Here is a 26,317-nt window from a genome sequence, read left to right as displayed (position 1 = left end):
CCCCGACCCAACCGCCCACCCCGCCTCTCAACAAACCCACAACACCGCAGGCCAACAAACACTCGGCCCACCAACAAACCCCCCTCCGAGCGTTAGGACCGCCTTCCGCCCGGATTGCGCTGTCGGCGAGGGTTCAGCGGTTTACGGTCAGTTGGCGCCGGACGTGGTCGCCGTGGTCCGTGCGGTTCTGGGCTTCGTACAGGTGCAGGGCCTGCTGCCAGGTGGTGCGGGCTTGCCGGCGGTCGCCGAGGGCGAGGTGGGCCTCGCCGAGGCGGACGAGGGTGTCGGCTTCGCCGTGGGCGTTGCCGATCTCGCGGAGGAGTGCCACTGCCTGCCGGTAACGGTCCAGCGCGCGGCGGTGTCTGCCGGTGCGCTGGGCGAGGTAGCCCAGCGCTGTCCAGGGCGTTGGCCTCTCCGTCGGGGTGCTGGTGGCCGCGGAACAGTGCCAGGGCGGCCTCGCAGTGGGGGAACGCTTCGGTGCGCCGGCCGAGCCGGGCCGCATACCGCCCGGGCATGTCGGCCGCCCCGCCTGGGGTGTCAGGTGCGGTTGCGGGTGGTGGGGTCGAGTCTGCTGAACACGGCGCGCGAGGTCGCGGCTGTAGTTGTTGTGAGGTGGGGTGGTCATGGCTTCTTGGAAGTGGTAGGTGATCTTGGCCCATTGGCGGAAGTTGCCGTGGCAGGCGAGGTCATCGATCCACAGCAGGTCATCGGCCGGTACATCAGTCCAGATGGAGTGGTAGCGGGGGATGGAGGTGAGGGTTTCGGTCGGGGTCAGGGGCTGCAGCGCTGCCAGGCAGAGATGCGGGAGTCCAGCGCGGGCGGTTTTTGATCTTCTGGTAGCATTTTTCTGCGCCGACGAGCACGACGGCCAGGCCGGGGTGTCGTCGTCCCAGCGTTCGCGGATGTATTCCAATGCGCTGGCGGCGAGCCAATCGATACACCTTACGGCCCTCAAGAACCCATGCCCGCCTTCCCTGACGATCTCAGGACGCTCGCGGACAAGGCCCTCGCTCACATCATCAGCGACGAGGCCGGGCCAGCCTCGAACTGGGTCGGCCCGGAGGACTGGAAGCAGTGGCGAGCCAACCTCAACCGCCTTCGTATGGTCCTTGCTCCGCCATCACCGTCCATCCCGCTGTTCAGTCGAGCAGTGACAGAGCGTCATCCGCCACAAGACCTGAGCCAGAACCCGTGAAGTAGCAGCGATTGGCCATCACTTTGGGCAGCAGTTGACGATCTTGAGTGCTGCGGATGTTCACCAGAGATGACGTCGCCCAGCGGCGATGAGGATCGTTGAAACTGGGTCTGGCCGCAGTTTCGTGAGAGATCTTGGAGCGCCTTGCCCTGGCAACAGGGGTGAGTAGAAAGCCTCGGCCTCCACGTCTCCGCGCGACTACTGTGCTGCTGGTAGATCGTCGTGACTAACGAAGGGAGCTGAGTTGTGCTGACCACTACGCACCCGCCGTAGGTGCCTCTGGAAAGTCCAGAGGCACCTACGGAGGCTCTCGATGTCCCGAACGGTCCGCACGACTCCCAGGCGATTCCGCGTCCAAGAGGGCGCATCGGAGTCCATGTCGCTGTACGACCTGCGCTATGCGACTGCTGAACTGGCCCGAGCTGCCCGCGAAGGCCGTCGCCCCGCCCCGGCGAAGACGCTGCGCCGGCTCACCTCTTGGCAGTGGATGGTGCTCTACTGCAGGAATGGCTCGTTTTCCGCCGAGATCGCTACGGCTGAGGGCCGCGCCCGGCTTCAGAGTCGACTCGAAGCCCAGCGGATCCGCGGACTGCACCACGCTGGCCACGAACTTGACGACGCGGACATACCACCGGTCCGCCACCGTCATGGTGTGCTCTGGAATGCCTGGTAGAGGCGAAGCGCCCAGGACTGACCGGCACTCGCGAGCGTAGGAAGTGCGCACTGGTGGCGGCCCTCCCCCCGGAGGGCGGAGGGCCGCCAAGCAGGAGCCTGCACGGTCATCCGGACTTGGCGGGCGCTTCGGTCCGCGCCCGGGTGCTGGCGAGGCGGTAGGAGTCGGTGCCGGTCTCGATGATGGAGCCGTTGAAGGTCAGGCGGGCGACGATGGCCGCGCAGAGGCGGGGGTCGGTGAAGGTCTTGGTCCAGCCGCCGAAGGACTCGTTGGAGGCGATGGCGACACTGTTCTTCTCCTCGCGCTCGGTCAGCACCTGGAAGAGGAGCTCGGCGCCGTGGCGGTCGAGTTCCATGTGTTGGGTCGGGGACGGGATGCCGTGCACCGTTTCCGGTCCGGTTTCCCCGTCCCCGCCCGCCGAACCGGACGTGCCCGTTGGCCGGGCGTCCGGCTCTCCACGTGATCCGCTGGATCAGGCGAGGTATTCGCTGACCTGGCCGACGAAGGCCACATCGTCGTGGTTCGTCCGGCGGACGCGTGCTCCGTCGGGATCGACCTCGTCGATGTTGTAAGGCGTGCTGATCTGAGCTCCACGAAACGTGTATCGCTGGACCCGCATCTTCGCCGGGTTGCAGAGGACGATCCCGCCCTCGGTGATGCGGTCCGCTCCGTAGTGGCTCCTCCTTGCGGAGTCCCTGTGAGGGTCTCCGCGAAGCGCGGTCGAAGGGGAGTTCCGCCTCGATCATCCCGTCGGGGTCGTACAAGACCGTATGCGTGTCAGCAGTCGCCAGCGCCTTCGGTGCGTGATCATCACCGCTCGCCTTGTCGTCCTGAGGCTGAAGGCCGTGACCATCCGGCGCGGCGTCGGCGGTGTTGCGCGTGCGCATGGGCCGCCTCTTCCGCTGCTGCTGGTGGTGGCGCCGATGTGGCTCGGCGCTACGGAGGCCGCGGGAGGGGTCTCAACGAAACTGCGGATGATTGCGCGGATTCACCTCGGGGAGTCAATCGCGGACCGGATTAGGGCGCGGGCGGCATCGCCGTGCACCGGTGAGGGTTTCGACCACGGTGTGCTGGCCACCGGAGAGGCAGAAGGCCTCCACACCAATGAACCGATGACCGTCCTACTCGGCGGCGAACTCCACACGGCCCGGGGGCCGCCCCCCTGCACCCCGGGCCGTCCGCGGCACCCTAGAACGAGCGGCTCAGGCGGAGTGACAGGTAGCAGCCGCCGGGGCGGCCGTCCGTGTCGTCGCCCAACGTCAGAGATTTGGTCTCATCGACCGTGTCCCAGCCGCCCTGCGGAATGTAGCCCCTGCACTGCCCCGAGGCATCGCGCCCGCCATCGCCGTACCACTGCACGTCGAGCCGAATGTCCGAGCGGCCGGACAGGGCGAAGGTGAGGTTGCACCAGCCCGCGCGGTTGTCGGTGTCCACTCGGATGCTGTCGCCGAATGTCTTGTACGTCTTGATCGGGATCGTGTGCGTGCCCTCGTTCTCGCACTGGGTCTCGTCGCTGCCGGGCTCCACCATCCAGGTGTAGGTGATGTTCAGACCCGCGAGAGTGTTCGACGGGTCGTAGATGCCGAAGGCCAGCTGGCATCCGCCCGCGCGGTTGTCGGTGTCCAGGCGGATGGTGGAGGTCCAGTCGGGCGCGGTGGCCCACTTCTCCGGCGGGTTCGTCGGCCCGTCGCACTGGCCGTCTCCGTCGGGGTAGAACCGGACGCCCAGTTCGGGCACGGCGTTGGCCGAGGACGGCGCCGCGTCGGCCGATGTGGCCGACAGGCCGCTCACCATCAGTAAGCCGACCGCCAGCACGGCCGCCCGTCGGGCCGATCTGCTGCCCAGCTTCTGCTTTCTCACGTGTGTCTCCCACGATGTCTTCGGTTGATCCGGAAAAGGTGCCGAACCGTGCCACGAGCGTGAATGACCATCACTGAATTCCCGTTGGTGCGATGGAGCGGAGAGGAACAGAGAGGTACGGAGAGAAACCGAGGTGAATCAGACGAGGGAGGGCGGAATGGGCCCCTCCAAAGCGAGGCGCCGCACCGACGGCGCGGCGACGACGCCAAATTATCCAGGGCACATCAGGACAAGCAGTAAGGCCGATACCGGCCAGGTACGGTCAAAATCGGGCAATGCCCGTCCGAAATCAGCGCCACCGGGCCGTACCGGACAACCGTGATCGCCATGCCGGGCCCCTCCGCACGAAGACCTGAGGCCGGCACCCGATGAGCACGTGATCGCCGCTCACCACGCTTGGGTGCGACGGTTCTCTTCTCACCACACAGTAGCCCCAGCAGGAGGCGGCGGGATGCCAGCCAACGCCACCGTACGTGTGCACATCGCCTGCCCGTCACGTGACCTGGAAGCGGCAGAGAGGTTCCGGGTCTCCGGCCTCGGCCTCGGCGTCGGTGTCCTGTACCGGCATACCTCGGACGGTCCCCCTGGTGACCACTCGCTCCTGATGGCCGGCCGGCCCCACGCCGCCTGGCACCCCGAGCTGCCCCGCGGCCCCCATGGACCCGCGCCCGACACGCGACGACCTCTTGGCGATCCACCTCGGCGAACCGGTGCCGGACTCCCTGGCGGAAAGCCTCGAACGACACGGCGGCAAACGAGTACCGGCACGCAACCCCTGCTGGGACACCCGGAGCGCCGCCGGTATCGGTGCCGGTGTCGGTGAAGTGGCGGAACTGCACGATCCGCCCGCCCGGACCACGACCGCAAAGACCAAGCAGACGAAGCAGAGCCGAACCCAGAACGCGAAGGCGATCGCCGAGTCGACGAGGAAGGCGAAGAAGTCCAACGCGGACCCGCTGTATCAGCAGGCCCCGCACCGAGTGCGGCGGGTACGACACCTGCGTCACCGACCGGGTCGCCGAACTCCGGGCCCAGAAGAAGGCTCCTCCCGCGCCGTACCGGCCGCGCCGTCCCCGAGCTGTGCCGTACGGTGTCGTGCGGCGTCGTCACCGGGCCACCAGCTCCGTCAGGTCGGCGAGCAGCTCGGACGCGGTCACCGGGTCGAGTTCCGCGAAGGCGAGCCTGGACGGCTCCCCGGGCGGGTCCCACGCACTGGGCTGCTCGGACAGCCCTATGAATTCCAGCGACTGCTCGGCGGACACGTCGACGGCACCGATCGTGAACCCCTCCGACGGACTGACGACGATCCAGCGGTCCTTCGCGACTCGCTTGGACAGCCAGCACTGCACACCCCCGAACATCGGCTCGTCACGCTCCCAGCCACGCCGTTCCAGGCCGAGCAGTCTGGCGGTCGGCACGGTCACGTTCTCGAACCGCTCCAACCGGTCACCGGCCGCCTCGTCCTCCGTGAGCCGGTGCACGGCGCGGCCGAGCTGCGGGAAAGGCTGCAGGATCTCGCGGCCGGCGAACAGTTCCTCCCACTCCGTCAGCTCCCCGCCGAGGTGGAGCGGGTGCGCCAGCCGCACCGAGGCGTCCCTGGGCAACGAGAACTCCTCGTCCCGTACGTCGGCGAAGGTGCGGTCCTCCGCCACCCGGAACGCCGTCACCGCACCAGCGCCACCAACAGCCGGGGTCCCGTACAAAGCCCCCTCCGAAGCCCCGGCCGGGACGCACAGCCACACCAGCCGCCGCACCAGATGCCACAGCAGAGGATGGGAGACGAACAGCTCACGGAACTCGCCGGCCGACCAGCTGCGGCCCGCGACCATCGCACCCTCCAGCCGGCACACCTGGTCCGAGGCCACCGTCCGCACATCCTTCTTCAGCGCCATGAACCGCTTGCGTTCCGCCGGCGCCAACTCGGCGTCGTCGCGGGCACCCGGCTTGGGCAAGTCCTTGCGCCGCTTGCCGTCCCCGTCAAGGACGTACGGCCGCAATTGCTCGTCGAAACCCACAGTGAAGCGCCGGGGCCCGTAGTCCACGACGGCCGAGCCATCGGCATCCAGCCCGAACTCCGGCACCAGCCGGTCCGCGAGTTCCTCGCCGGACAGCCCCAGATCCGCCGCCACCTGCCCGACCTTCTCCTGGGCGCGCGTCTTGAGCGCCTTGAATTTCACCCGCTGGGACACCCCGTGCAGATGCATCAGGGCCACGTCACTGCCGATGGCCGCCAGCACGTCCAAGCCCTCCACGGCCCGCTGATGCGCTCCCTCGCCGGGCCAGTTCCGCAGGACCGGCGCCAGCCGGCGCACCGTGTCATCGTCGCCGAGCCACCCCAGAGCATGCAGCGCCCAGCTTTCCCCGGCCGGCATCCCGGACAGCCGCCACTGCTCGAACAGGGACCAGGCGAACGCGGCCAGCGACTCGGGATCGCACGCCTCCTTCACCATCTCCACACCCGTATAGACCGCGCCCGGCCGCGAGATCGCCAGCATGGTCAGCACATGGCGCACGGACTCGGCCGGCAGCGCCGAGGCCCGGCCGCGCAGCAGCACTCGCGGCAGCAACCGGGGGGCCGCCCAGGCGGCGGGCTCCGGCATCCTCGACGGCAGCGCGAGCTCCAGACGATCGGCCGACAGCAGGTCACGGACGACCGCGCCCGCCCTGGGACCGTGACCGGCCGCCGCGTCGAGCACGGCGTCCTTGCAGTGTGTGGCGGCGATGGCCCGCAGCGCGTGCTCCGCGTTGTGGCGAGCGGCACCCGCCGGACCGGCGGCGTCAGGCACCAGCAGCACGGCGGCGTCCGCGCCGTGCCGGGCGAACCAGGCACGGGCCGTGGCCGCAACGGACTTCAGCCGCACGAACCAGTCGGCCATCAGCCGCGCGACCTCCAGCTGCCGATAGGGCAGGAGCAGCCCGCCGGCCACAGCGGGCTGCCGCGCCGCGGCGTGCAGCAGCGCCGGCAGCGCGTCCTCCTCCCATCGGGCGGCCACCGGCTTCAGCTCCTTGACGAGCTCCCACATGTGCTCAGGAGCCCACAGCGCCAGCAGCGGGCGGTACGTGTCCGGGCCGTCCGCGAACAGGGCGGCCAGACGATAGTTGTCGAGGCCGGTGAACTGTTCCCGCAGGGTTCGGACGTCGGGATACGGCTCGTTCTGCCGGCGCCGCACCCGCCGCCTGGGCTCCTCGACGGCGGCAGCCCACGCCTCGCGCTCGCCGGGCTGCCACAGCATGCGGGTCTCCTCCCCGGCCACGAGCCCCTTGACGGTTCCCGGCTCCGGCGCCGCCCGCCTGCCCGTCCACGGCGGGCTCACCAGCAGCCCGGGCAGCGCCTCGGCGGGGGCGTCGGCAGCGGCCGGGCGCAGCAGCTCCCGCACCACCCCGGCGGCCCTGGGCGGGAACTGCGCGAGCCGCGACTCCAGCAGCTCACCGTGCGTGGCGACATGCGCGAGCAGCAACTGGCCCAGCAGAAAGGAGTTACGGCCCGGGGCGGGCGCCGCCCGGCCCGCCAGCAGACGGGCCGCGCGCACCGGATACCGGCGCACCGCCTCCAGCAGCGCCGGACGCACCTGCTTGTCGTCCGCGTGGGCCATCAACAGCTCGAACGCCTCGTCCGTCGGCAGCTCCAACAGGATGCCCGCCTGTTCTTCCGCCGATGCCCCGTAGGAAGGCGTACGGTGCCGCCAGATCTCCGCGACCAGCGCGGCAACGGCCGGGCCCACGCCCTCGGCGACAGTGGCCGCGGTGGCAAGCCGGCCATCATAGGCGGACACACCGCCCGCCCGCAGCAGAGCCCGCAGCTGCTCCCCATCGTTCAGCGACTCGAACAGCATGGCCCGCACGACACGGTCCTCCCGGCCGCTCACCCCCGGATCGGCGCAGCACTCCGCGACCCAGCCGGTCTCGCCCGGAACCAGATACGACACCACAATCCGGCGCCGCGCACCGCCGCGGTGCGCGGCCAGAGCCGCCACCACCTCCCGGTACCGGCCCTCACCAGCCATCGACAGCAGCATCCGCACCCGATCAGCGGCACCCCGGCGCAACCACAGCCCCTGCGTCGAGTCGCCCTCGGGCAAGACAGCCAGCCTGGTAGTCCGGCCCCGGTCGTCCTCGCGGTCAAGCCCGAACAGCTCCACCGCGGCACGGGCCGCGAAGACCAGCCCGTGCCGCAGACACCAGGCATCGGCAACCGCGTCGTACAACAACTTCCCCCGGTCGGTGACCATCGCCACAACCGCGGCACCGACCGGATCCGCCGTCCCCTCCAGATAGCGGCGTGCGGCAGCCGCCAGCTCAGGGGCAATGCCCGGGACAGCCCCACCCAGGACCGTGCCGGTCCACTCCCCCTTCACCGCCGCGAGCCGCCTGTCCCAGGAATCGAGAGCCGACTCGTGCGGGGCATACGAGTACCCGGCGATACCGCCCCAACGCGGGCGGAGCCTCTGCCGCCATGCGGCGGGCAGCGTGAAAAAGTCCTCACCGGGAGCCGCCACAGCGTCCCCGGCTAAACCGGCGCCCCCGGCGCCCAGCGTGTGACCGGCACCCACAGGCACATACCCCTCGCGTTCCTTCTCCCGCACGGCCTCGGCCACACACGCCTCCGCGGCCGCCGCCGAGCCGCAGTCCTCGACCCGCGTACGCCCCGGTGCACCGGCCTCTCCGTGACGGACAGTCACCACCGCGCCGTCCGACCCGACCTCCCAGAACATGACCGGGCTCTCTTCTCCCCCGTCACCCAGCTCCCAGCGCCGCACGACCGCCCCTTCCCCGGACCCACGCCGACCCCAGGCCGGCGCTCCTGTGATGAACCCGCCCCCGACACGGGCAAGACAGACCTCACAGTAGATCCGGTCACTGACAACAGCCGCCGGCAGCCCTGCACCAGGGTCCAGACATGGGCAGGCCAAAAGACACAACGGCGCCGCCGTGAGCTACGAGGTACTGCCTTTCGTGCCGGCGCCACCTGCCCCGAGACCGGCCTGCCCTCCAATACCACCAGCAGCCCCGCCAGCGCCGGCACGAGCGCGAGCGCGGGATCTGGCCCGGTGCACGGCACGGGCCACCGCCTCGTACAGACGCCGCTCACCTGCCATACGGGCCGTCGGCACCTGCCGGGCCGGCACCAAGACGCCGGGCAACAACACCCAGTTCCCGCACAGCCACATCCCTCCCCACCACCGCTCCAGGTACCGAACCGCTGGCGCAACACGCCGTTCGGCTGCCGTTCCCGGCGTATCCCATCGGTGAGGAGGAGGGCTGGACCCGATGATTTCTGCGCCAGGACGTCCTTCTGCGCGACGACGACGGCATGGCCGTCCTCGCCCGCAGCCTCACCTCCTTCCGCGGCTCCGCCAGGGCCGACGCAGCACTTCCGCATGACAACCCGCATCGACATACCGGTCCTGACATCGCGGCGGATCGCCGCGTACAGATCGACCTCGGACCTCAGCAGCCCCCAGGCCCCCTCGTCGCGCCGAGCACAACCATGGCCCCGAGGCATCCAACCGGTGCCAGAAACCTCTGAATTCACTCAAACTCCACGGCACCCGACCTTGGACTCGCAACGCTCGTCCCATGACCGCCTCCGAATACGTACCGCTGGCCACAGTCGCAGCCAGCTTCGTCACGTCCGTGTTCGCCCTGTGGACCGGCCATCGCACCGCCCGCATGTCCTGGCACACGGCCTACACCAGCCCGCGTCTGGACGCCGTCACCACCTTCCTGGAGGCCGTGGACGCCTTCGCGGAGGACCCGCAGGGCACCACCCCGGCCACCGTCCGCATTCCATACCAGAACGTGCGCCTGGTGTTCTTCTCCAAAGACGACCCCGTCACCTGCGCTGAGGCGATCACCAACACCTGTGCCGCGCTGCGCGCCGCCACTCGCACCGACGTCCCCGCCAGCTTCAGGACTTTCGAGCTGTTGGAGGAGCGGGCCGACGCCGACGCCGACGACAGCGACCGCGACCAGCACCGGCAATACCGGGCCGTCCTCGAAGGGGTCAAGGAGATCCAGGCACTACAGGACGAAGCGCTCAAGTCCGGGGCCCCCGCGCCGCATATCGCCGATCGTGTCGCGGAACTCGCCAAGGCCGCCCCTCCCGGAGTCTTCTCCGATGTGAACACGGTGCGGACAGCAATCGGGAATGCCAAAGCGCGCAACGAGTTCGACACCCGGTACGACCGCACAGCGGAGGCCTATCGGGTTCTTCTCGAGCAGAGGCAGGAGTTCATCGACTCGGTCTCGGCGTGGCTGCGCGATCCGGACAATGCCACCACCCGCCGACGGCCGCTCCCGCGCCGGACTGACCACCAAGATCCACCTCGCGGTGGAGCAGGGACAGAAGCCTCTATCGATCCTGATCACTGCGGAGCAGCGTGGCGACTTATCGCAGTTCGAGCCCGTTATGGAGACGATCCGAGTGCCCCTCCTGGGGCTCGGAAGACCACGCAAGCGACCCAATCGGGTTCGTGCTGACAAGGCGTACGACTCCCGCCGGAACCGTTCCTATCTGCGCAGACGCGGCATCAAGGCAACCATCCCGGTCCCCGCAGACCGCGCCCGGAACCGGCGGAGGCGCGGCTCCCGAAGTGGACGCCCACCGAAGTTCCACAAGACCGACTACCGCGAGCGTCACGCGGTCGAGTGTGGGATCAATCGCCTCAAGAAGCACCGGGCCATGGCAACGAGATATGAGACGCTCGCCGTCCGCCACGCATTGTCCAAGGTCAAAGTCATCATGGACGCTTGAGCGGTCGGTAAACACAATCTCGCGCCGCGGCCACTTCTCCGGCCGGCCGCCGCGGCGGATCTCGGCCGCCGGAGTCGGCAGCAGGGGCTCGATCAGGGCCCATTCGGCGTTCGTGATGTGCGAGGAATAGCGGCGATGACGCATGGCAGTTTGCCCTCCGGGCATTGCCGCGGGGCCGTCCACCGTCCAGGCGGCCCCCAACGGGTCAGGAAGAAACGACGAGATCGAGGTGGATGCGGAGCAGGCGGTGGACTCGCACCCGGCGGGGAAGCTGAACTGTGCCGTGCTGCTCGCCACACACGAGCCGGAGCTGACGGACTTCTACGCCGGGCTGGGCTTCACCGTGTCTCCCGACGGCATCGGGATCCCCACGCCCACGGGGTTCATCTGCCACGGCCCGATCAAGGGCTTTCGCTTCTCTGTGAGGCCGCTGCGCACCGGCGTCCAGATGAAGGCCATGCCACCCTGTACGGGCGACAACCGGTCCCCCAGGGCGTCGTGCCGCTGCCCCGCTGAGCGGGTGCCACCGGACGCAGCAGCGTCGTTGGGCACGGCATCACGTGCATGGACATCCGCCCGCCCAGCCGGCCTCGCTGTCGGCGCTCTGTGTCATTATGCGGACGCGTCCCAGGTGAGTGGGCCGCGCTCTACTGATTGCCAGGGGGTTGGGGATGGGCACGGGTACGGAGCCGGACGGCTCGTCCAGATCCAACGAGGAGTGGGAGCGGTTTCTGCGCGAGTCGGTGGCGGGTGTCGCCGACGCGCCCAAGGAGCCGTCGGCGCGGGCCCGCGACGTGGCGAAGCGGCTGCGCGCGGAGCCCGGCCGCGGCACGGAGGGCTGGCGCAGCTACACGCCCGCGCGGCCCAAGCGGCGCACGGGATGGTACGTGGTCGGGCTGCTGGCCTTGCTGGTCCTGCTGGTGGTGGCGCTCGCGCCGGGGCGGATCGTGGACCTGTTCGCCGGCACTGACTCCCAGCCGCTGGCGGCCGAGACCGCCCGCCCGACCCAGGCACCCCCGGCGGAGGCGGCCCAACAGCCCACCATGGAGGAGCCGTTCCGCGGCTCGCCGGCGGCGCGCTGGGCGAGCGGAGCGGCGGGGATCACCGTGCCGAAGGCCGGGGCGGTCGGCTGGATGAGCGCGACCGAGGTCGAGCGGGCCCTCGCCCGCAGCCGAGACTTCCTCGTGGCGTCCGGCCTGGACCGCGGGGTGCTGCGGGGCGAGCGCCCCGAGACGGCGATTGCACTGATCAACCCGCACCAGAAGGACGTCCAAGACCTTCTGAAAACCGCTTTCCGAACCCCGAGCGAGAAGAACGACCCCCTCCTCCTCTTCAGCCGCTTCCAGCCCTCCCGCACCCACCTGGTCGGCGACGTCGTGAAGACCCGGGGCCGGCTCACCTACCGGGAGGGCGAGCGCGGCGCGCTCCAGGTGACCGCGGACGTCACCTTCGTCTACCCGGTCACCCGAGCGGACGCGGGCGGCGACGACGAGATCGTGCGCACGATCGTCCGGCGCGAGCTGGTCCTGAGCTGGGACGACCCTGACAAGGTGATCACCGAGCCGGGCACGTTCTCGATCGTCTCGTACAAGTACGACATGACCAACGGCGGCTGCGGCGCCCCCACGGGCTACTTCACCCCGCCCTTCGGCACGGACCGCCGGGCGGACGAGGCCGGCACGGAGGTCGACCCGTACGACCGCAGCGCGCCGGTCGGGCGGGCCGAGTCCTCTGGGGACGAGTGCGCGAAGGCGACCCGGTCCTAGCGGGCGGTACTCGGTGGCGGCCACCCCAACCCCCAGGGCGATGAACATCCAGCCGCCGATCCGCCCCCAGCGCCAGCGCCAGGCCGGGCAGCGACATACACGAGCGCCAGCCGGCAGACGACGCCAATCGTGAGATCGGGCTGCGCTCAGTCAGCCACGTCCAGTACACAGCACCAGTTGCACTCGACAGCTCCGCGCTCAGTGCGTGCTTCTAAGCCTTGGAAGCGCAGGTCAGTGGCGTACAAGGGGAGTACTCGGGAAACACCGCCGTTCGCCGTACGGTCACCGTGACCGATGCGCGAACGGAACGTCTGGGGCTGCTGTGGCGCCCGGCCCGGGTGGGGCGGTGGTCCGTACCACCGTGGCCGGGGTCTTCGCGAAGACCACCGGGGAGAGCTCGAAGAAACCGCCTCGCCGCGCTCTCGTCCGCGAGGAAGCCAACATGGCCAGCATCCCATCCCTGTCCCGCGTCGTCATCGGCGGCGTGGACACCCGCAAGGACCTGCACGTCTCCGCCGTGATCGACACCGACGACCACGTCCTGAGCGCCGAAGCGTTCTCCACGGCCCAGGCGCTACAGCGCCCTGCTCGCCTGGGTGCGCACCTTCGGTGACGTCCGCCGTGTCGGCATCGAGGGCCCCGGCTCCTGTGCTCGAACACGAGCGGCACGAGTCGGTCGCTGGGCTCTTCGGTCGGCCCTGATGACACCGATGCCACGTCCAGGTTCAGGTTGGCTGCGGCACGGAACAGCTTCTACCTGCTGTCGAAGTGCCACATCACCAGCGAGGGGTCACACCCGGACCTGTCCGATAGCATGCGAATTGTCGCTTTCTGGTGGCCGTGCCGCGAACTCTGACAGGCGACCTCAAGGATCGGCGCCCGGGTGGCGGACCGCCGTGTACGCCGATTCGATCAACGGCCATAGCGCCACCGGAAGCACAGAGCCTCATTTACTCAACATGCGTTGATCGAACAGGAGCGATAGGGAGACCGCCATGAAGAGAAGCGCTCGGATCAGGCTGGGTGTCGCCGTCTCCGCAGCGGCCACCCTCGGCGCAACAGCGGCCGTGCCCGCCGTCCAGGCCGCGGGCCAGGACATCCACCAAACGTCCACCAGCACCTACGCCGGGATCCCCTCGGCGGTCAACCCCGACACCGACCTCGCCGCCCACACCCCCGGCACCCAGCGCCTCTGGAATGACTCCATCTACTTCACCAGCTGGATCAAGGCCGGCGGTCACAACTTCGGAGTGCTGGTACACACGCTGGACTTCCCCAACATAGACAACCGCATATGGCGAGTCACCGTCACCGACGAGGACACTGGCTGGCACAAGCTCTACGAATCCAAGGTTGCCCAAAAGGACTACTCCTGGAGCAAGAGGAAGCTCAACATCAAGGCGCCCGGACTGACCTGGACGGGCAACGCACAGAACATGGCGGTCAAAGCCGCCACCCCGTGGGGTGCCCTCAACTTCAACCTCAAGGCCCAAGGCCCGGCGCTGAAGTACGCCGGCACCGGCACCTTCGACCTGCTCGGCAGCCAGCAATACGAGTACGCTCTCCCGTCCATGCGCACCACCGGCACCCTGGCCGTCCAGGGCAAGACGCACGCGGTCTCCGGGGAATCCTGGCTCGACCGCCAGTGGGGGCCGGTGCCCCTGGACGACAAGACCATGCACTGGACCTGGATGAACCTCCGGCTCCCCAATGGCGACAAGCTCGCGATCTGGGACTACGCCAACAACAAGCGCGGGAACGCCTGGGCCACCGTCGTACACCCCGACGGCTCCTACAGCCTCGCAGAGGTCAAACCGCTGGCCAAGGGCGCTCACCGCACCTGGACCAGCCCCGTCAGCGGCAACTCCTACCCCACCCGCTGGAGCGTGGACATCCCCGCGCTCAAGACGCACCTCAACGTGCGCATCACGGGCACCGACGCACAGGAAGCCACTGGTAACCCGCGCGGATACGAAGGCACAGCCGCCTTCAACGGGACCTACGAAGGCAAGCAGGCCAGCGGCGTCAACTACGTCGAGATGGTGGGCAACTGGAAGGCCTGAACCCGCCTCTTGAAAGAGCGTTTTGCCTTGGCGAAGGTGTTGGTATGCCGGTCGAGGACGATGGCGGGGTGTTGGTCAAAGTAGAGGCAGTACAGCCAGCCCCGTCGAGGCCCATGGCTGTCTGACAAATCTGCGTGAACAGCGTCCTGACCTGTGGATCTAGGGCCTGTTGCGAAAGTGGGGTTGCCGTCCGAAGGGCGTGCCATGTGACAGGCGTCGCTTTGCGTCAGGCCCTGGAGGGTCGCTGTCCCGGGGAGCTGTCGGCCGAGAGCGGGAGACTGCGCAGCGACAGAGCGCTCGGCGGAGGTAGGGCCCCGTGAGTCGCCTCAGCGCGGAATGACTGGAGCAGGTACGCCACCAGGCGCCTGGAGGCAGCACTGTCATGCGGCAGCGCGTTTACCAGACCGCAGTGGGACAACAGGGCCACGGCGAGGTCGGAAGGGTGGAAGTCGGCCCGCAGTGCGCCCGCTGCCTGGGCTCTGCGGACCAGGGTCATGAGGTCCCGTTCGGCCCGTTCTCGGGCCTGCGCGTGTTCCACCGTGCTGTCCGGGAAGGCTGCGACGAACGCGGCCGGAAACCCCTGTTCCTCTCGCTGAAGCTCGCAGGCCGTCTCGACCAGACGCTGGAAGCCCCGCCAGGGGTCGGGGTCGGCCAGCGCCTCGGTGAGCGCTCGGGCGCAGGTCTCCATCTGCTGCGCGAACGCGGCCCGCACCAGGGTGTCCCGGGTCGGGAAACGCCGGTACAGCGTCGCCACGCCGACCCCGGCCCGTCGGGCCACGGTCGCCATGGGCGCGTCGATCCCGTGCTCGGCGAAGACCGCGCGGGCGGAGACGAGGATGCGCTCCTGGTTGCGCCGGGCGTCGGCCCGCAGCCTGGCCGGGCCCGCGATCCGAGAGGATTCCTCCACCACTGTTTCTCACCTCCGGTTCAAACGGACGATGTCGTCCGCTTAAGAGCCTACGCTCGGGGCCAGATCCCCTGCAAAGGCCACTGGTGGCGAAGGTGAGTACGATGGACGACCGCACGATGAGAGCAGTACTTTTCGACCGCTTCGGCGGCCCCGAGGTGCTGTACGTGGGCCGGGTACCACGCCCCGAACCGGCGCCCGGCGAGGTACTCGTGCGGGTGCGGGCGTTCAGCGTCAACGGCAGCGAAGTAGCGGCCCGTTCCGGCCGGCTTCGTCTCTTCACCGGACGGAAGTTCCCGCAGCGCGTCGGGTTGGACCTCACCGGTGAGGTTGCCGCACTCGGCGCCGGCGTGACGGACTTCGCGGTCGGCGATCGTGTGTGGGGCATCGTGGGCCGTACCGGATTCGGCAGCGCCGCCGAGTGCGTGACAGTCCGCGCCGAGCGGCTCGGCCGGGTTCCGGACGGACTGGATCTGGTGGCAGCCGCCGCGCTTCCGGTGGCAACCACGGCCATCACGGCGCTGCGCGACAAGGCCAGGCTGCGCCCCGGCGAACGACTGCTCGTACGGGGCGCTGCGGGCGGCGTCGGCAACGCCGCCGTCCAGCTCGGACAGGCATATGGTGCCGAGGTCACGGCCCTGGCCCGCGCCGCCAACCTTGACTTCGTCCGCATGCTCGGCGCCCACCACGCCATCGACCACCGGGCCGTTCCGCCGAGGGAACTGGGCCTGTTCGACGTGGTCTTCGACACCGCAGGCACCGACCTGCGGGCCTTCCGGCGCCTGCTGACGCCCGGCGGACGCATGGTCACCATCGCCTTCGACCCGGCACGGCCCGCCGCCTCACTCGGCTACATAGCCGCCAGCGCCGTACACGGACGCGGCCGGGTGCGCTTCTTCAGCGGCAACCCCACGCGGGCACTCTTCGACGACCTCGCCCGCCAGGTGGCGGAGGGTGGACTGCGCCCTGCGGTGGACAGGGGCTTCCCGCTGGAGGAGACAGCGGCGGCACACCGGGCGCTGGAGACGGGCGGGGTGCGGGGCAAGTACGTGGTCAGGGTCGACTGAAGCCTGTTGCACTGTGCTGGTTACAGCCACTCGTTGATGGCGGCGACCAACACGGTCGCTACGTAGCGAACAGCAAGTTCGTCGTATCTCGCGGCTACGGCCCGGTGCCTTTTCAACCAGTTGATCCCGCACTCCACCGCGTGACGTTCTCGGTAGTCGGTCTTATCGAACTTCGGGGGGCGACCGCCGCGGGAACCGAGCTTCTTACGGTTGCGGACTTGGTCGGCTTTTCCGGGATCGTGCAGCCGATGCCACGCCTTCGCAGGTAGCTACGGTTCGCTCGGGATCCGTAGGCCCTATCTGCCCGGACCTTGTCTGGCCGGGTACGCGGTCGCCCCTGGCCGGTGCGGGGCACTCGGATGGCATCGAGGACCGGCTGGAACTGCGGACTGTCATGCCGGTGGCCGGCAGTAACAAGCAGCGACAGTGGCTTCTGGCCCTGCTCAACCGCCAAATGGAGTTTGGTCGTCAGCCCGCCGCGCGAGTGCCCGAGGCCGTGGTCGTCGGGCTCGACGTCGACGCCGCCGGGAGGCTCCTTTTGCAGTTCCCCTTTTTACGCGCCCCAGCGGCGCGCTGATGCGCTCGGGCAATGGTGGAGTCCACACTGACGTCCCAGGTCATGAGGCCCTTCACGTCGGCCTCGGCCTGCAACTGCTCGAAGAGCCTCTTCCAGGTGCCATTGCGCTGCCAGCGTCGGAACAGGTCGTGGACCCGGTCCCACGGCCCATATCGTTCCGGAACATCCCGCCACGGTGCACCGGTCCTGGTCCTCCACCGTATACCGTCGATCAGCTGCCGACGTGTCCACGTCGGCGGCCGACCCGGCTTCTTCCCACGTGGCAGCAACGGCTCAAGCTTTGCCCACTGGCCATTCGTCAGGTTGCCTCGCCCCACGGCTCTTGATCATCTACGACCTTGATCAATTTTCGCAACAGGCCTTAGTCCCGCATCAGACAACGTTCGCCCTGGGCGGTCTGCCACGATGACTCCATGGACGAAGAAGTCATTCCCATTCTTCGCGTCGAGGACGCCGCGGCGGCGGTCGCTTGGTACGAGCGGCTGGGCTTCGCCAAGCAGTGGGAACACCGCTTCGAACCGGGACTTCCCGCGTTCGTCGAGGTCGCCCGGGGCAGGATGCGGTTGTTCTTGTCGGAGCACAAGGGCGATGCCCGACCCGACACGTTGGTCTACCTCCGCATTCGTGATGTCGAGGCCATCGCCTCCGGGTTCGGTGTGCAGATCAAGGACGCTCCGTGGGCGCGTGAGATTGAGCTGCGCGACCCTGACGGCAACCGGCTGCGGATCGGAACGCCGACGGAATGACACTCGCCGGCAGCGCGCGGCAGGGAAGCTGAGCTGGTGGCTGAGCGAGTGTGCGTCCGCGAGATCGATGACGACGAGGGGAAGGGCCTGCTGCGGATCATCCGCAGAGGCAGCGGGTCGGTGGTGACCTGGCGGCGGTCCCAGATGGTGCGGCTGTCCGTGCAGGGCATGTCCGTCGCGAAGATCGCCGGGGTGACGTTCACCAGCGCGGAGCGGGTCCGGGATGTGATCCACAACTTCAACGCCGACGGCTTCGACTCCCTCTAACCTGAGTACAGAGGCGGTCGACCCAGGGAATTCACCCTGCCCGAGCGGCGGGAGATCAAGACGATCGCCAAGTCCAGGCCGGCCGAGCACGGTCTGCCGTTCTCGGCTTGGAGCCCGGTCAAGCCGGCCGACGTCCTGGTCGCCGAGGGAGTGGTCGACGACATCAGCCACGAGGGCTTTCGGGTCCTGCTCCGCGAGGAGGGTGGTCGTTTCAACGCGTAAAGACCTGGAAGATCTCCCGCGATCCCGACTATGCCGCCAAGAAGGCCCGCGTCGAGCATCTCTACGCGATCGTCGACGGCGAGGTCATACCCGGGGAAGACGAGCCCGAAGTCGTCTTACGCCTGGACGAGTTCGGCCCGCTCAACCTCCAGCACCACCCCGGCCGACAGCGGGCCGAGCGCGGCGGACGACGCCTCGCCGGATCGTCGGACGCTAGGAGTTCGCCGCTTTCGCGGCAGCTGGCAGGAGCGCCCTGCCCGTCCGGTTCGACGAGTTCCGGAATATCACCGTCCACCACGCTGCCGACCCCGAGGTGATCGTCGCCGAATACGAGGTGACGGGAAGGGTCACCACGACCGACCGCAGTGCGAGCGCCGCATTCGTTCTGGTCCTCCGGGTCCGGGGCGGCCGCGTCGTGCACTGGCGCGAATACCAGGACGTCACGGGCATAGCACAGGCGCTGTCACATCAACGCTGACCTTCGTCCCGCACCGGCAAAGGCTGCCGGTGCATGTTGATCTGGCTTTCCGGCGTCGTCGCAGATGATCTGGTCCGCTGACTTGTTCGATTGGAGGTGTCACACGTTTGGGTGGCCCCTTTCCCGTTTCGGGCGCTGGGTTCCGCGGCATGGTCCACGTTCGCATTGCAGGGGTCGCTGGCGGCTGGCAGAGCTGTCCGTGGGCCAGTCCGCCGCAGCACTCCCCGCCTGGGAGTACGCATCGGGCGTTCAGGTGAGGTTCGTCGGTGTCGACGGCATCGGGCGGCTCGGGCCGCCGGCTCGCTACTGAAACGATCCCGTCGAACGTGCCTTACCGGCCCGGAAGTTCGCCGCGTTCAAGGGACAGGGGAACTTCACAGGCGACTCCTGGGCGGAGCAGGGCTCTGGCCCGTCTGCTCGGCATCGGACGGTGTAGACCCCCAGGGTTCGCGGCCGGGGCCGTGGGCCCAGCCCCTGTCCTGTCCGACACCATCGCCGCGCGTCGGCGGCAGAGCGTGCCCGGCTCGGCTCCCTGTGGCACCGCTCAGAAGCCGCAGTGTGTCGTCTCGTGCGGCAGGCCGCGCTGAGGAAAACTGGCTGCCGGGGACAACCGCCCGGCGAAAGGGACCGCAGGATGACCATGGACGCTCAGCCGGCTCCCGTTCGGGTGCTGGTATTCGGCGCTGCACTGCGTGCCGGGTCCACCAACGCGCGACTCGCCTCGCTGGCGGCGAACCTGATCGCCGAGACCGGTGCCGATGTCGACCTGGCCAGGATGCGGGATTTCGACATGCCGCTGTACGACGGGGATGTGGAGGATTCCGAAGGGCTGCCCGCCGGTGCCCTGGCCCTGTGCGAAAGGATCAAGCGGTGCGATGCGTTCGTGATCTCGTCGCCCGAGTACAACGCCTCCGTTCCAGGACTGCTGAAGAACGCCATCGACTGGGTCTCCCGAGTACGGCCGCAGCCGTTCAAGACCAAGCACGCGCTGCTGGTCTCGTCCTCCCCGTCGATGGTTGGCGGCAACCGCGGCCTGTGGGCGCTACGGGTCCCGCTGGAACACCTGGGCACACGGGTCTACCCCGACATGTTCAGCCTGCCCCGCGCACACGAGGCCTTCACTGAGGACGGCCGACTCACCCACCCCGGCTCCCAAGAGCGGCTCGCCGCGACCATCTGCGGGTTCATGCAGCTGGTACGCGCCGACGTGGAGTTCGTGTGCCTGCAGCGCCGCTGGTACGAGTTCCCCGGCGATCGCACCGACGCACTGGTCACCCACCGGAGTGAGGACTGACCCGCGTTTGCTGACCTGCTGTCGCACAGTTCCCAGCGAGAGCCGGGCGCCCAATCCGAGTGACAACAGGCTTGCCTATGTGGCGCCTATCGCGCGTCGGCTCGGGCGCCCCGCCAAGTACGACTCTCGGAACCCTCCAATTACGGCGCTCAGTCACACCTCCGGGCGACACTCCGGACGCTGACCCAGCCCACGAAATTCGAACAGACACATCATTTCAGCCATGGTCAGACCTGACTTCCCCGCAGCCCCTGCTCGCCGCACAGCAAGAACTCCACGAAACCGCCGCCGCACGGTCGGCCCTGTACGGCCGCCTGCCCAGGTCGGTCGGAGCACACGGCGGCTCCAAGGACGCGAACGCCGGGCGCCCGCGGGAACCTCCCGCGAGCGAGGGCTGATCCCAGGAAGCAACTGGAGCTGGCCGGCAGCGTGTCAACGCACGCCTTCTGGACCACGCTGGAGAGACCGGCCCGCGTCACCGCACCGATGATGATCAAGCACGCCCGCGACACACCCGTCGCATATCGGTCACAGACACCGTCGGCCCCGACGATCCGGAGCCGGACAGGCCCGGCCCGCCGGAGTGGGTCGCCCTGCCCGACAGCCAGAGCGCGACCGCCCAATTCAAAGGCACCGGCTTGGCATTCCTGTCCAACGCCAAGAGCCGCTGCGGGAACTCACTGCCGACAAACTCCAGACCTTGGCCGGCCTCGGGCTCGAATGGGCACGCTGAACAGGCGGTGCGGCCTGGCTGGGCCGAAGCGGATCGGCGGGGGCCGGGAGCGCCTTCTCCCACTCTCGCCTGAACATCTGCCATGGGCAGACTCCGTCGGCCACGTATCGCGCCAACGGTAATGCCGGTCACCGCCCGCTCCTGACGGGAGAGACGCCTCCAGAAGAGAACATCCTCTCCGGCGCCAGTTCGTGTTGAAGTCCTGACAGTACCGCCACGAGATGTTTATCAGTTGTTCATCTGGCGCCGCCAACGTCCACGCACGTGGAACACTCCCCTTTTCTTCCTCCAGCGCTGAGCGCGGCGACGCGTCGACGCTTCCTCACAGTCACGGGTGCCGCCGCCGGGCTCGCTCTTTCCGGCATGCTGCCCGGGATCAGCCCCGCCACCGCCGCGACCACCTCCGCCACCAAGCAGGACCCGTTCACGCTCGGAGTCGCCTCCGGCGACCCGCTGCCGGACGGTGTCGTGCTGTGGACCCGTCTCGCCCCTGACCCGCTGGCGCCCTTCGGCGGCATGGATCGGCGGACCTACTCGGTCCAGTGGGAGATCGCTGCCGACGAGCGCTTCAGCCGGGTGGTCCAACGCGGTACGGCGAAGGCCTCACCCGAGTACGGCCACTCCGTCCATGTGGACGTCCGCGGCCTCCAGCCGGCCCGCGACTACTACTACCGCTTCCGCACCGGCGGGTTCGTCAGCCCGGCCGCCCGGACGAAGACCGCTCCGGCGCCGGACCAGCTGCTGCCGAGCATGACCCTCGCCTTCGCCTCCTGCCAGGCCATCTGGGAGGGCTGGTTCACCGCCCACCGCGACCTGGCCGCCCGACACCACGACGTGGTGCTGTTCCTCGGGGACTACATCTACGAGTTCGGCAACGACCGCGGCGTCCGCCCCGGCGACGACGACCCGCTGCGGACCCGCCAGACCGTCACCCTGGACGAGTACCGCCAGCGTTACGCGTACTACAAGACCGACCCGGACCTGCAGGCGGCGCACCACACCGCCCCGTGGATCGCGGTCTTCGACGACCACGAGGTCGTCGACAACTGGGCCGACCGGTACGCCGGGAGCACGCCCCCCGACGAGTTCCTGGTCCGGCGGGCCAACGCGTTCCGCGCCTACTGGGAGAACCTGCCGCTGCGTGCACCGCAGTTCCCGACCGGCCCCGAGATGCAGCTCTACCGCCGCCTGCGGTACGGGCGGCTGGCTGAGTTCTCCATGCTCGACACCCGCCAGTACCGCAACGACCAGGTGAATGGCGACGGCATCAAGGCGCCCAACGAGGCCACGGCCGACCCCACCCGCTCCATCCTCGGCTTCCCCCAGGAGAGATGGCTGCTCGACGGCCTCACCGCGTCGCAGTCCACCTGGAACGTCCTCGGCCACCAGACCGCCATCACTCTCCTCGACACGGTCTCCGGCCCCGGCGTGGGCGTCCCGATGGACGCCTGGGACGGGTACAGCGCATCGCGCGACCGCCTCCTCGGCGGCATCGACGAGCGCGGCATCCAGAACGTGGTGAGCCTCGCCGGCGACCTGCACCGCACGGTGGTCAGCGACCTCGCGCTCGACTTCACCGACCCGGACTCGAAGGTCGTCGCCACCGAGTTCGTCGGCACCTCCATCTCTTCGGCGCGGGACGGCGAGGACCTGGACGCCGGCGGGCGGGTACTGCTCGAGGAGAACCCGCACATGAAGTTCGGCAACTTCCAGCGGGGCTACGTCAGTTGCGAGATAACGCCGGACCGCTGGATATCCGAGTTCCGGGTGTGCGACCGGGTCACGGTGCCCGAAGGCACCATGAGCACCCGCACCAAGCTCGCCGTCGAGAGCGGCGTCGCCGCCATTCAGCAGGCCTGAGAAGAGGAACGACCATGAACAAGACCCTGACCGCCGCCGCGGTCGCGGGCGTGCTGACCGCCGGCGTGACCCTCGCCGCTCCCGCGGAGAGCGCCGTCGCCGCCCCGGGCGGCAAGGCCCGCTCGAACGTCGTGATGTGGGCCTCGCCCGCCGCGGTGTCCGCCAGCGAACTGCCGTGCCTGCCCACCTCGATCTCGGTGACCCTGACCAACACCGGCACCGAACCGGTCTTCGCAGACGCCACCCTGAAAGCCGAGGCGCCGCTCGTCCTCTCCGACACGATCTTCCAAACGTACCTGCCGCCCAATAGCCCGGCCCAACCGGTGTCCAAGTCGTTCGGCGTGCTCGTTCCGCGCGGGACGAAACCGGGGACGTACGACGTCACCGTGACCAGCGGCAAGCAGAAGGAGGTCGTCCCGGTCACGGTCCAGCCGGTCCCCGAGCGCGGGCCCGGGACCAACCTCGCCTACGGCGAGCAGGCCATCGCCTCCTCCACGCATGGCAACTTCACGCTCTGCGGCGCCGTCGACGGTGACAAGGACCAGAGCCACTGGGACACCCTGACCGGCTGGAACGACGGCACCCGGGACGTCTTCCCCGACTGGTACGGCGTGGAGTGGCCGACGGTCCAGACGGTCGACCGGACCGAGCTCTGGACCAAGACGCCCGCCGCCACGAGCGGTATCCGGGACTTCGATATCCAGGTCCGTGACGGCGACACCTGGCGCACCGTCGCGCAGGTCGTGGGCAACGCCGAGGAGCACGTCGTCACCACGTTCCCCGCCGAGCAGACCGACGCGGTACGCGTCTTGATCAACTTCGCCCGCAGCAACTACTCGCGTCTCGTCGAACTCGAGGTCTACGGCCCGCAGTAGAAATCCGAGCACGACGCCGGGGCGTCCCGTCTGTCGGCCCAACGGGCTGGGGCGTCCCGGCGCCCGTACTCGACGTCTTCCCCCAGGAGGCGGAACCATAGAACTCGGATGCCCTCATCGCTCCGGCATCACCCGCTGCAGACCGCGCGAGTCCGGGAAGCGCGTTATCGAGCGGCCTGGGGCCTCTCCTGAGCGACCGGGACAAGGGTGTCGCAGGTCGAGTCTGCGTTCAAGACGATCAGGAGCCGGTTCTCCGGGCGCATCGCCCGCTACTGACGGAGCAGATGACCGAGTGGCGAGAAGCACTGATGCCTCTCCACGGAGGGGTACCCGTGGAGCAAGGTACCGGCATCGGAGCTCACGCGAGGTCGGGTCGAACAGGGACTCGGTGGATCGGCCGGTTCCTGATCGCGTGCGGTGTCTTCCTCGTACCCTCGTGGTGCCTGATCGCGACCGAACCGGCAACCAGCTCGGCTGCCGCACACCGGCGGGTGACCTGGGTCGTCATCGACGGCCTGGAGGCAGGCGGACCTGATCGCGCTGGGCACGCTTCTGGCCCGTGGCAACAGGCCACACGCCGTACTGGCCTCCGCCGCCGCCGTACTGCCCACGATGGACGCCTGGCCGGACATCACCACGGCTTCCGGCGGAAGTGAACTCGCGGCCAATCTTGTACTCTTGTACTGGCACTCGCCGCGGAGTTGCCTGTGGCGGCACTCTGCGCAGGGCTGGCAATACGGGAGAAACGGCGGTGGGCATAGCTCCCGCCGACGGCCCCGGCGGCAGGGGCCCGCGCCGACCGACGCGTCCCCGGCACCCGGGCGCACTCGACACAGGCATTCAAGCAGCTCGACCCCACAGACCGGGGAGAACGCCCACGACGGCACCGGCCCCTGCCCGCCCCGTACGGCTGGCCTGCCCTGCTCGGTGTCACCGGCGCCGGGCACGACGACGCGCGTCGTGTGCCTGCGGCAGGCACTACAACTAGACCTGCCGCAGTTCTCCGGTGGAACCGCTCCTCAACTGCGAGAAGGACCCCGAACCGTTCACCACAACCCGACACAGCCTTATCCGCAGCCTCGCTCAGAACGCCGGAAATCAGGGTGACCGTCGCCAGCGAGGGCGAACCCAGAGCACTCAGTTCGGGCGCGGAACTCACGACGTACCGCATCATGCAAGAGACGCGCAGACATACGGTTCACATACACCGCCGGCCTGGTGATGGTGGCCGTTACGAACAATGGCGCTCCCATGGCTCCCCCTCCCCCACGCCGAAACGGCACTGCCCGGCCCTCATCGCGATGAGTGCGCCCCATACTCCAGCCGCAGAACGTGATCTTGCTGATTGGGCCGCTGCATCCGCGCCATCCACAAGCTTCCCTTCCACTGCTGCGGCTCCCCGCCGCGCGTCCCTTAACCGTGGGTTCGCAATTCGAGAAGCTCCGGGGCAAGGATGGTGATCGTGTGGCGATTGACCTCGATCAGGCCGTCCCGGCGGAGCCGGGAGAGTGCACGGTTGACCGTCACCCTGGTGACACCCAGGAGGTCGGCCAAGACCTGCTGGGTACCTGGCAAGAAGATGCATCCCCTTGCATCTGATGCGCCCTCGTTCAGCAGCCAAGCCGCCAGTCTGGCCTCTGCGGGCATTGTCGCAGTGATGGTGATCTTTTCTTGGTGACTTCGCGCTTGGCTGGCGAGAACGCGCAGTACATGCCTACGTACAGAAGGCGCATCGTCAATTATGTTCAGGAAGCGGTCACGCGGCAGCATCCGAACCGAACACGGAATGAGCGAGGTGAGGGTGGCGGTGTGTCCGTGGCCATCGATCACGGCAACCTTGTCGAGCGCGCAAGGGCCGGCCCACTCGCCGAAGCGGACGACCCGGCCCGAACGCGTGGTAGCGGTGGCGGCCACCCGACCACGCAGCAGCAGCACGAGATGCGACGCAGGATCACCTGCATTGCGCAGCGCATGTCCGGCTGGGTAGCCGCGTGCAAGCGAATCATCCCAGAGGGCGCGCAACTGGTTGTCCGACAACCCGGCCAACAGCGGAATCTCGCCCAGTGAGCGCCACTCCGCCGCAGCTGCAGTATCGCCTGATACAGATCCCGGCATCCTCAGAACCTACCCTCGGGCGCATGCTGATCGTCGAACTTGCATTCACCGCCACCTCAGAGCGCCTCGCGGCACGTCCCGCGCATCGTGTGCTCCTCCAGCGCCTTCATGAAGAGGGCCTTCTCGTCACCGCAGGTCCGTGGGCAGACGACACAGGTGCGCTACTTGTCTTCGATACGGAACGCGGGAAGCTGGACCGCCTGCTTGAAACCGATCCGTACTACCGCACACCCGGAGTCGAGGTGCTCGGCGTCCGCGAGTGGGCGCCGGTGGTCGGTCGGGAACGGCTGATTCACGACCACGCCTGAGCGGCGGCTTGTCGCCGGTAACGGCTGGCCTGGGCCCGGGCCTGATGACGGCGTCGCCAGACGGACCAGCCGAGCCGGTGCGCCGCATCGTGCACGGGCCGCATGACGAACGCCGTGAACAGCCGCTGGACCTCGTTGCAGGTGAGCGGGACCACTCCGTCCGGGGCGGGATGGGGCGGGCGTGTTCGTCAGCGCAGCCCTGGTACCTGGCCCTTGCCCTGGCCCGCGTCGCCGACACCCACGCCGACAACGAACACCCCGGCCGAGCACACCAGCACCGCGCCGAAGCCCTCACCCTCCTCCCTCCCCCTCATCCAGATCGGTGCGAGCCGGATCGCGCAGAGGCTTCAGGCCGCCGCCCACCAAGGTGGCGGAAGCCGTAGCCGTGTCCTGGGGCCAGGCGCGGCTTGGCCCCGGTGTGGGTTCGAGAAGCGTCCTTGGGGGTTCCTGGCCGGGGCCAGCCCGGCTGGTCACTGGTGCGGGCGCCGACTGCCGGCTCCTGTGGCTGATGCCGATTCGGGTGTTCTTCTCACCGTCGTGCTCGAGGTAAGGGACGG

Annotated in this window: 17 protein-coding genes and 6 pseudogenes; 12 read left to right on the top strand and 11 right to left on the bottom strand. The window is 68.7% G+C overall.

The genetic code is table 11. The features are described 5' to 3' along the window. Window positions 1-133: 133 nt before the first annotated feature. On the bottom strand, window positions 134-1,015 hold the full coding sequence (locus ABTY62_RS40570; RefSeq protein WP_352134389.1) for a tetratricopeptide repeat protein: 882 nt from the start codon (window positions 1,013-1,015) through the stop codon (window positions 134-136). Window positions 1,016-1,571: 556 nt separating this feature from the next. On the opposite strand from ABTY62_RS40570, the gene ABTY62_RS40565 reads away from it, so the two are divergent. Next, on the top strand, window positions 1,572-1,868 hold the full coding sequence (locus tag ABTY62_RS40565; protein ID WP_352134388.1) for a hypothetical protein: 297 nt from the start codon (window positions 1,572-1,574) through the stop codon (window positions 1,866-1,868). 106 nt (window positions 1,869-1,974) lie between these two features. On the opposite strand, the pseudogene ABTY62_RS40560 reads toward ABTY62_RS40565, so the two are convergent. From ABTY62_RS40560 to ABTY62_RS40545, 4 genes and pseudogenes are all read right to left on the bottom strand, one after another. Next, a pseudogene (locus ABTY62_RS40560) lies at window positions 1,975-2,226 on the bottom strand (ATP-binding protein); the annotation flags it as partial. A gap of 114 nt (window positions 2,227-2,340) precedes the next feature. Further along, entirely contained in the window at window positions 2,341-2,487 is a 147-nt protein-coding gene (locus ABTY62_RS40555) for a hypothetical protein (RefSeq protein WP_352134387.1), read from the bottom strand. 569 nt (window positions 2,488-3,056) lie between these two features. Continuing rightward, a complete protein-coding gene (locus ABTY62_RS40550) occupies window positions 3,057-3,728 on the bottom strand; it encodes a hypothetical protein (protein WP_352134386.1) in 672 nt (223 codons plus the stop codon). 1,106 nt (window positions 3,729-4,834) lie between these two features. Then, window positions 4,835-8,485, bottom strand: a complete 3,651-nt coding sequence (locus tag ABTY62_RS40545) for a DUF4132 domain-containing protein (RefSeq protein ID WP_352134385.1) — start codon at window positions 8,483-8,485, stop codon at window positions 4,835-4,837. Window positions 8,486-10,008: 1,523 nt separating this feature from the next. On the opposite strand from ABTY62_RS40545, the pseudogene ABTY62_RS40540 reads away from it, so the two are divergent. Next, window positions 10,009-10,482, top strand: a pseudogene (locus ABTY62_RS40540) (transposase); the annotation flags it as partial. A 12-nt stretch (window positions 10,483-10,494) separates the two neighbouring features. Here the strand turns inward: ABTY62_RS40540 and ABTY62_RS40535 are convergent. Continuing rightward, window positions 10,495-10,626 (bottom strand): annotated as a pseudogene (locus ABTY62_RS40535) (IS5-like element IS4811 family transposase); the annotation flags it as partial. A 527-nt stretch (window positions 10,627-11,153) separates the two neighbouring features. Here ABTY62_RS40535 and ABTY62_RS40530 point away from each other — a divergent pair. The 3 genes from ABTY62_RS40530 to ABTY62_RS40520 all read left to right on the top strand — a co-directional run bounded on the left by ABTY62_RS40530 (window position 11,154) and on the right by ABTY62_RS40520 (window position 14,311). Then, a complete protein-coding gene (locus ABTY62_RS40530; protein WP_352134384.1) occupies window positions 11,154-12,248 on the top strand; it encodes a hypothetical protein in 1,095 nt (364 codons plus the stop codon). Window positions 12,249-12,690: 442 nt separating this feature from the next. Then, entirely contained in the window at window positions 12,691-12,861 is a 171-nt protein-coding gene (locus ABTY62_RS40525) for a hypothetical protein (protein ID WP_352134383.1), read from the top strand. 382 nt (window positions 12,862-13,243) lie between these two features. Then, window positions 13,244-14,311, top strand: coding sequence for a lipocalin-like domain-containing protein (locus ABTY62_RS40520; protein ID WP_352134382.1), 1,068 nt, complete (start codon window positions 13,244-13,246; stop codon window positions 14,309-14,311). Between the two features lie 226 nt (window positions 14,312-14,537). Here the strand turns inward: ABTY62_RS40520 and ABTY62_RS40515 are convergent, their stop codons facing one another. Beyond that, window positions 14,538-15,218 (bottom strand): TetR/AcrR family transcriptional regulator, encoded by a 681-nt coding sequence (locus tag ABTY62_RS40515; protein ID WP_352134381.1) that lies wholly within the window; start codon window positions 15,216-15,218, stop codon window positions 14,538-14,540. A gap of 104 nt (window positions 15,219-15,322) precedes the next feature. Between ABTY62_RS40515 and ABTY62_RS40510 the strand changes: the two genes are divergently transcribed. Further along, a complete protein-coding gene (locus ABTY62_RS40510) occupies window positions 15,323-16,285 on the top strand; it encodes an NAD(P)-dependent alcohol dehydrogenase (RefSeq protein ID WP_352134380.1) in 963 nt (320 codons plus the stop codon). 20 nt (window positions 16,286-16,305) lie between these two features. On the opposite strand, the pseudogene ABTY62_RS40505 reads toward ABTY62_RS40510, so the two are convergent. Beyond that, a pseudogene (locus ABTY62_RS40505) lies at window positions 16,306-17,179 on the bottom strand (IS5 family transposase). 96 nt (window positions 17,180-17,275) lie between these two features. Between ABTY62_RS40505 and ABTY62_RS40500 the strand changes: the two are divergent. From ABTY62_RS40500 to ABTY62_RS40480, 5 genes and pseudogenes are all read left to right on the top strand, one after another. Beyond that, a complete protein-coding gene (locus tag ABTY62_RS40500; RefSeq protein ID WP_352134379.1) occupies window positions 17,276-17,608 on the top strand; it encodes a glyoxalase superfamily protein in 333 nt (110 codons plus the stop codon). Between the two features lie 36 nt (window positions 17,609-17,644). Continuing rightward, window positions 17,645-18,288, top strand: a pseudogene (locus tag ABTY62_RS40495) (helix-turn-helix domain-containing protein); the annotation flags it as partial. Window positions 18,289-19,209: 921 nt separating this feature from the next. Continuing rightward, window positions 19,210-19,869: an NADPH-dependent FMN reductase gene (locus tag ABTY62_RS40490; RefSeq protein WP_352134378.1), complete on the top strand. Its 660-nt coding sequence runs from the start codon at window positions 19,210-19,212 to the stop codon at window positions 19,867-19,869. Window positions 19,870-20,965: 1,096 nt separating this feature from the next. Beyond that, window positions 20,966-22,462, top strand: coding sequence for an alkaline phosphatase D family protein (locus tag ABTY62_RS40485; protein ID WP_352134377.1), 1,497 nt, complete (start codon window positions 20,966-20,968; stop codon window positions 22,460-22,462). A gap of 14 nt (window positions 22,463-22,476) precedes the next feature. Beyond that, window positions 22,477-23,337 (top strand): galactose-binding domain-containing protein, encoded by an 861-nt coding sequence (locus tag ABTY62_RS40480; RefSeq protein ID WP_352134376.1) that lies wholly within the window; start codon window positions 22,477-22,479, stop codon window positions 23,335-23,337. 1,413 nt (window positions 23,338-24,750) lie between these two features. Here the strand turns inward: ABTY62_RS40480 and ABTY62_RS40475 are convergent. Further along, window positions 24,751-25,452 (bottom strand): Crp/Fnr family transcriptional regulator, encoded by a 702-nt coding sequence (locus ABTY62_RS40475; RefSeq protein WP_352134375.1) that lies wholly within the window; start codon window positions 25,450-25,452, stop codon window positions 24,751-24,753. Window positions 25,453-25,475: 23 nt separating this feature from the next. On the opposite strand from ABTY62_RS40475, the gene ABTY62_RS40470 reads away from it, so the two are divergent. Continuing rightward, complete coding sequence (locus ABTY62_RS40470) at window positions 25,476-25,760, top strand: YciI family protein (RefSeq protein WP_352134374.1); 285 nt, start codon at window positions 25,476-25,478, stop codon at window positions 25,758-25,760. On the opposite strand, the pseudogene ABTY62_RS40465 reads toward ABTY62_RS40470, so the two are convergent. Continuing rightward, window positions 25,745-25,933, bottom strand: a pseudogene (locus tag ABTY62_RS40465) (IS701 family transposase); the annotation flags it as partial. The gene ABTY62_RS40470 and the pseudogene ABTY62_RS40465 overlap by 16 nt on opposite strands. 15 nt (window positions 25,934-25,948) lie before the next feature. Then, entirely contained in the window at window positions 25,949-26,074 is a 126-nt protein-coding gene (locus ABTY62_RS40460; protein WP_352134373.1) for a hypothetical protein, read from the bottom strand. Window positions 26,075-26,317: the final 243 nt, after the last annotated feature.

This window comes from Streptomyces sp. NPDC097640, assembly GCF_040302705.1.
Lineage (GTDB): Bacteria > Actinomycetota > Actinomycetes > Streptomycetales > Streptomycetaceae > Streptomyces.
Note: the sequence above shows the minus strand (reverse complement) of the source record. Positions and strands in the feature narration are given on the sequence as shown.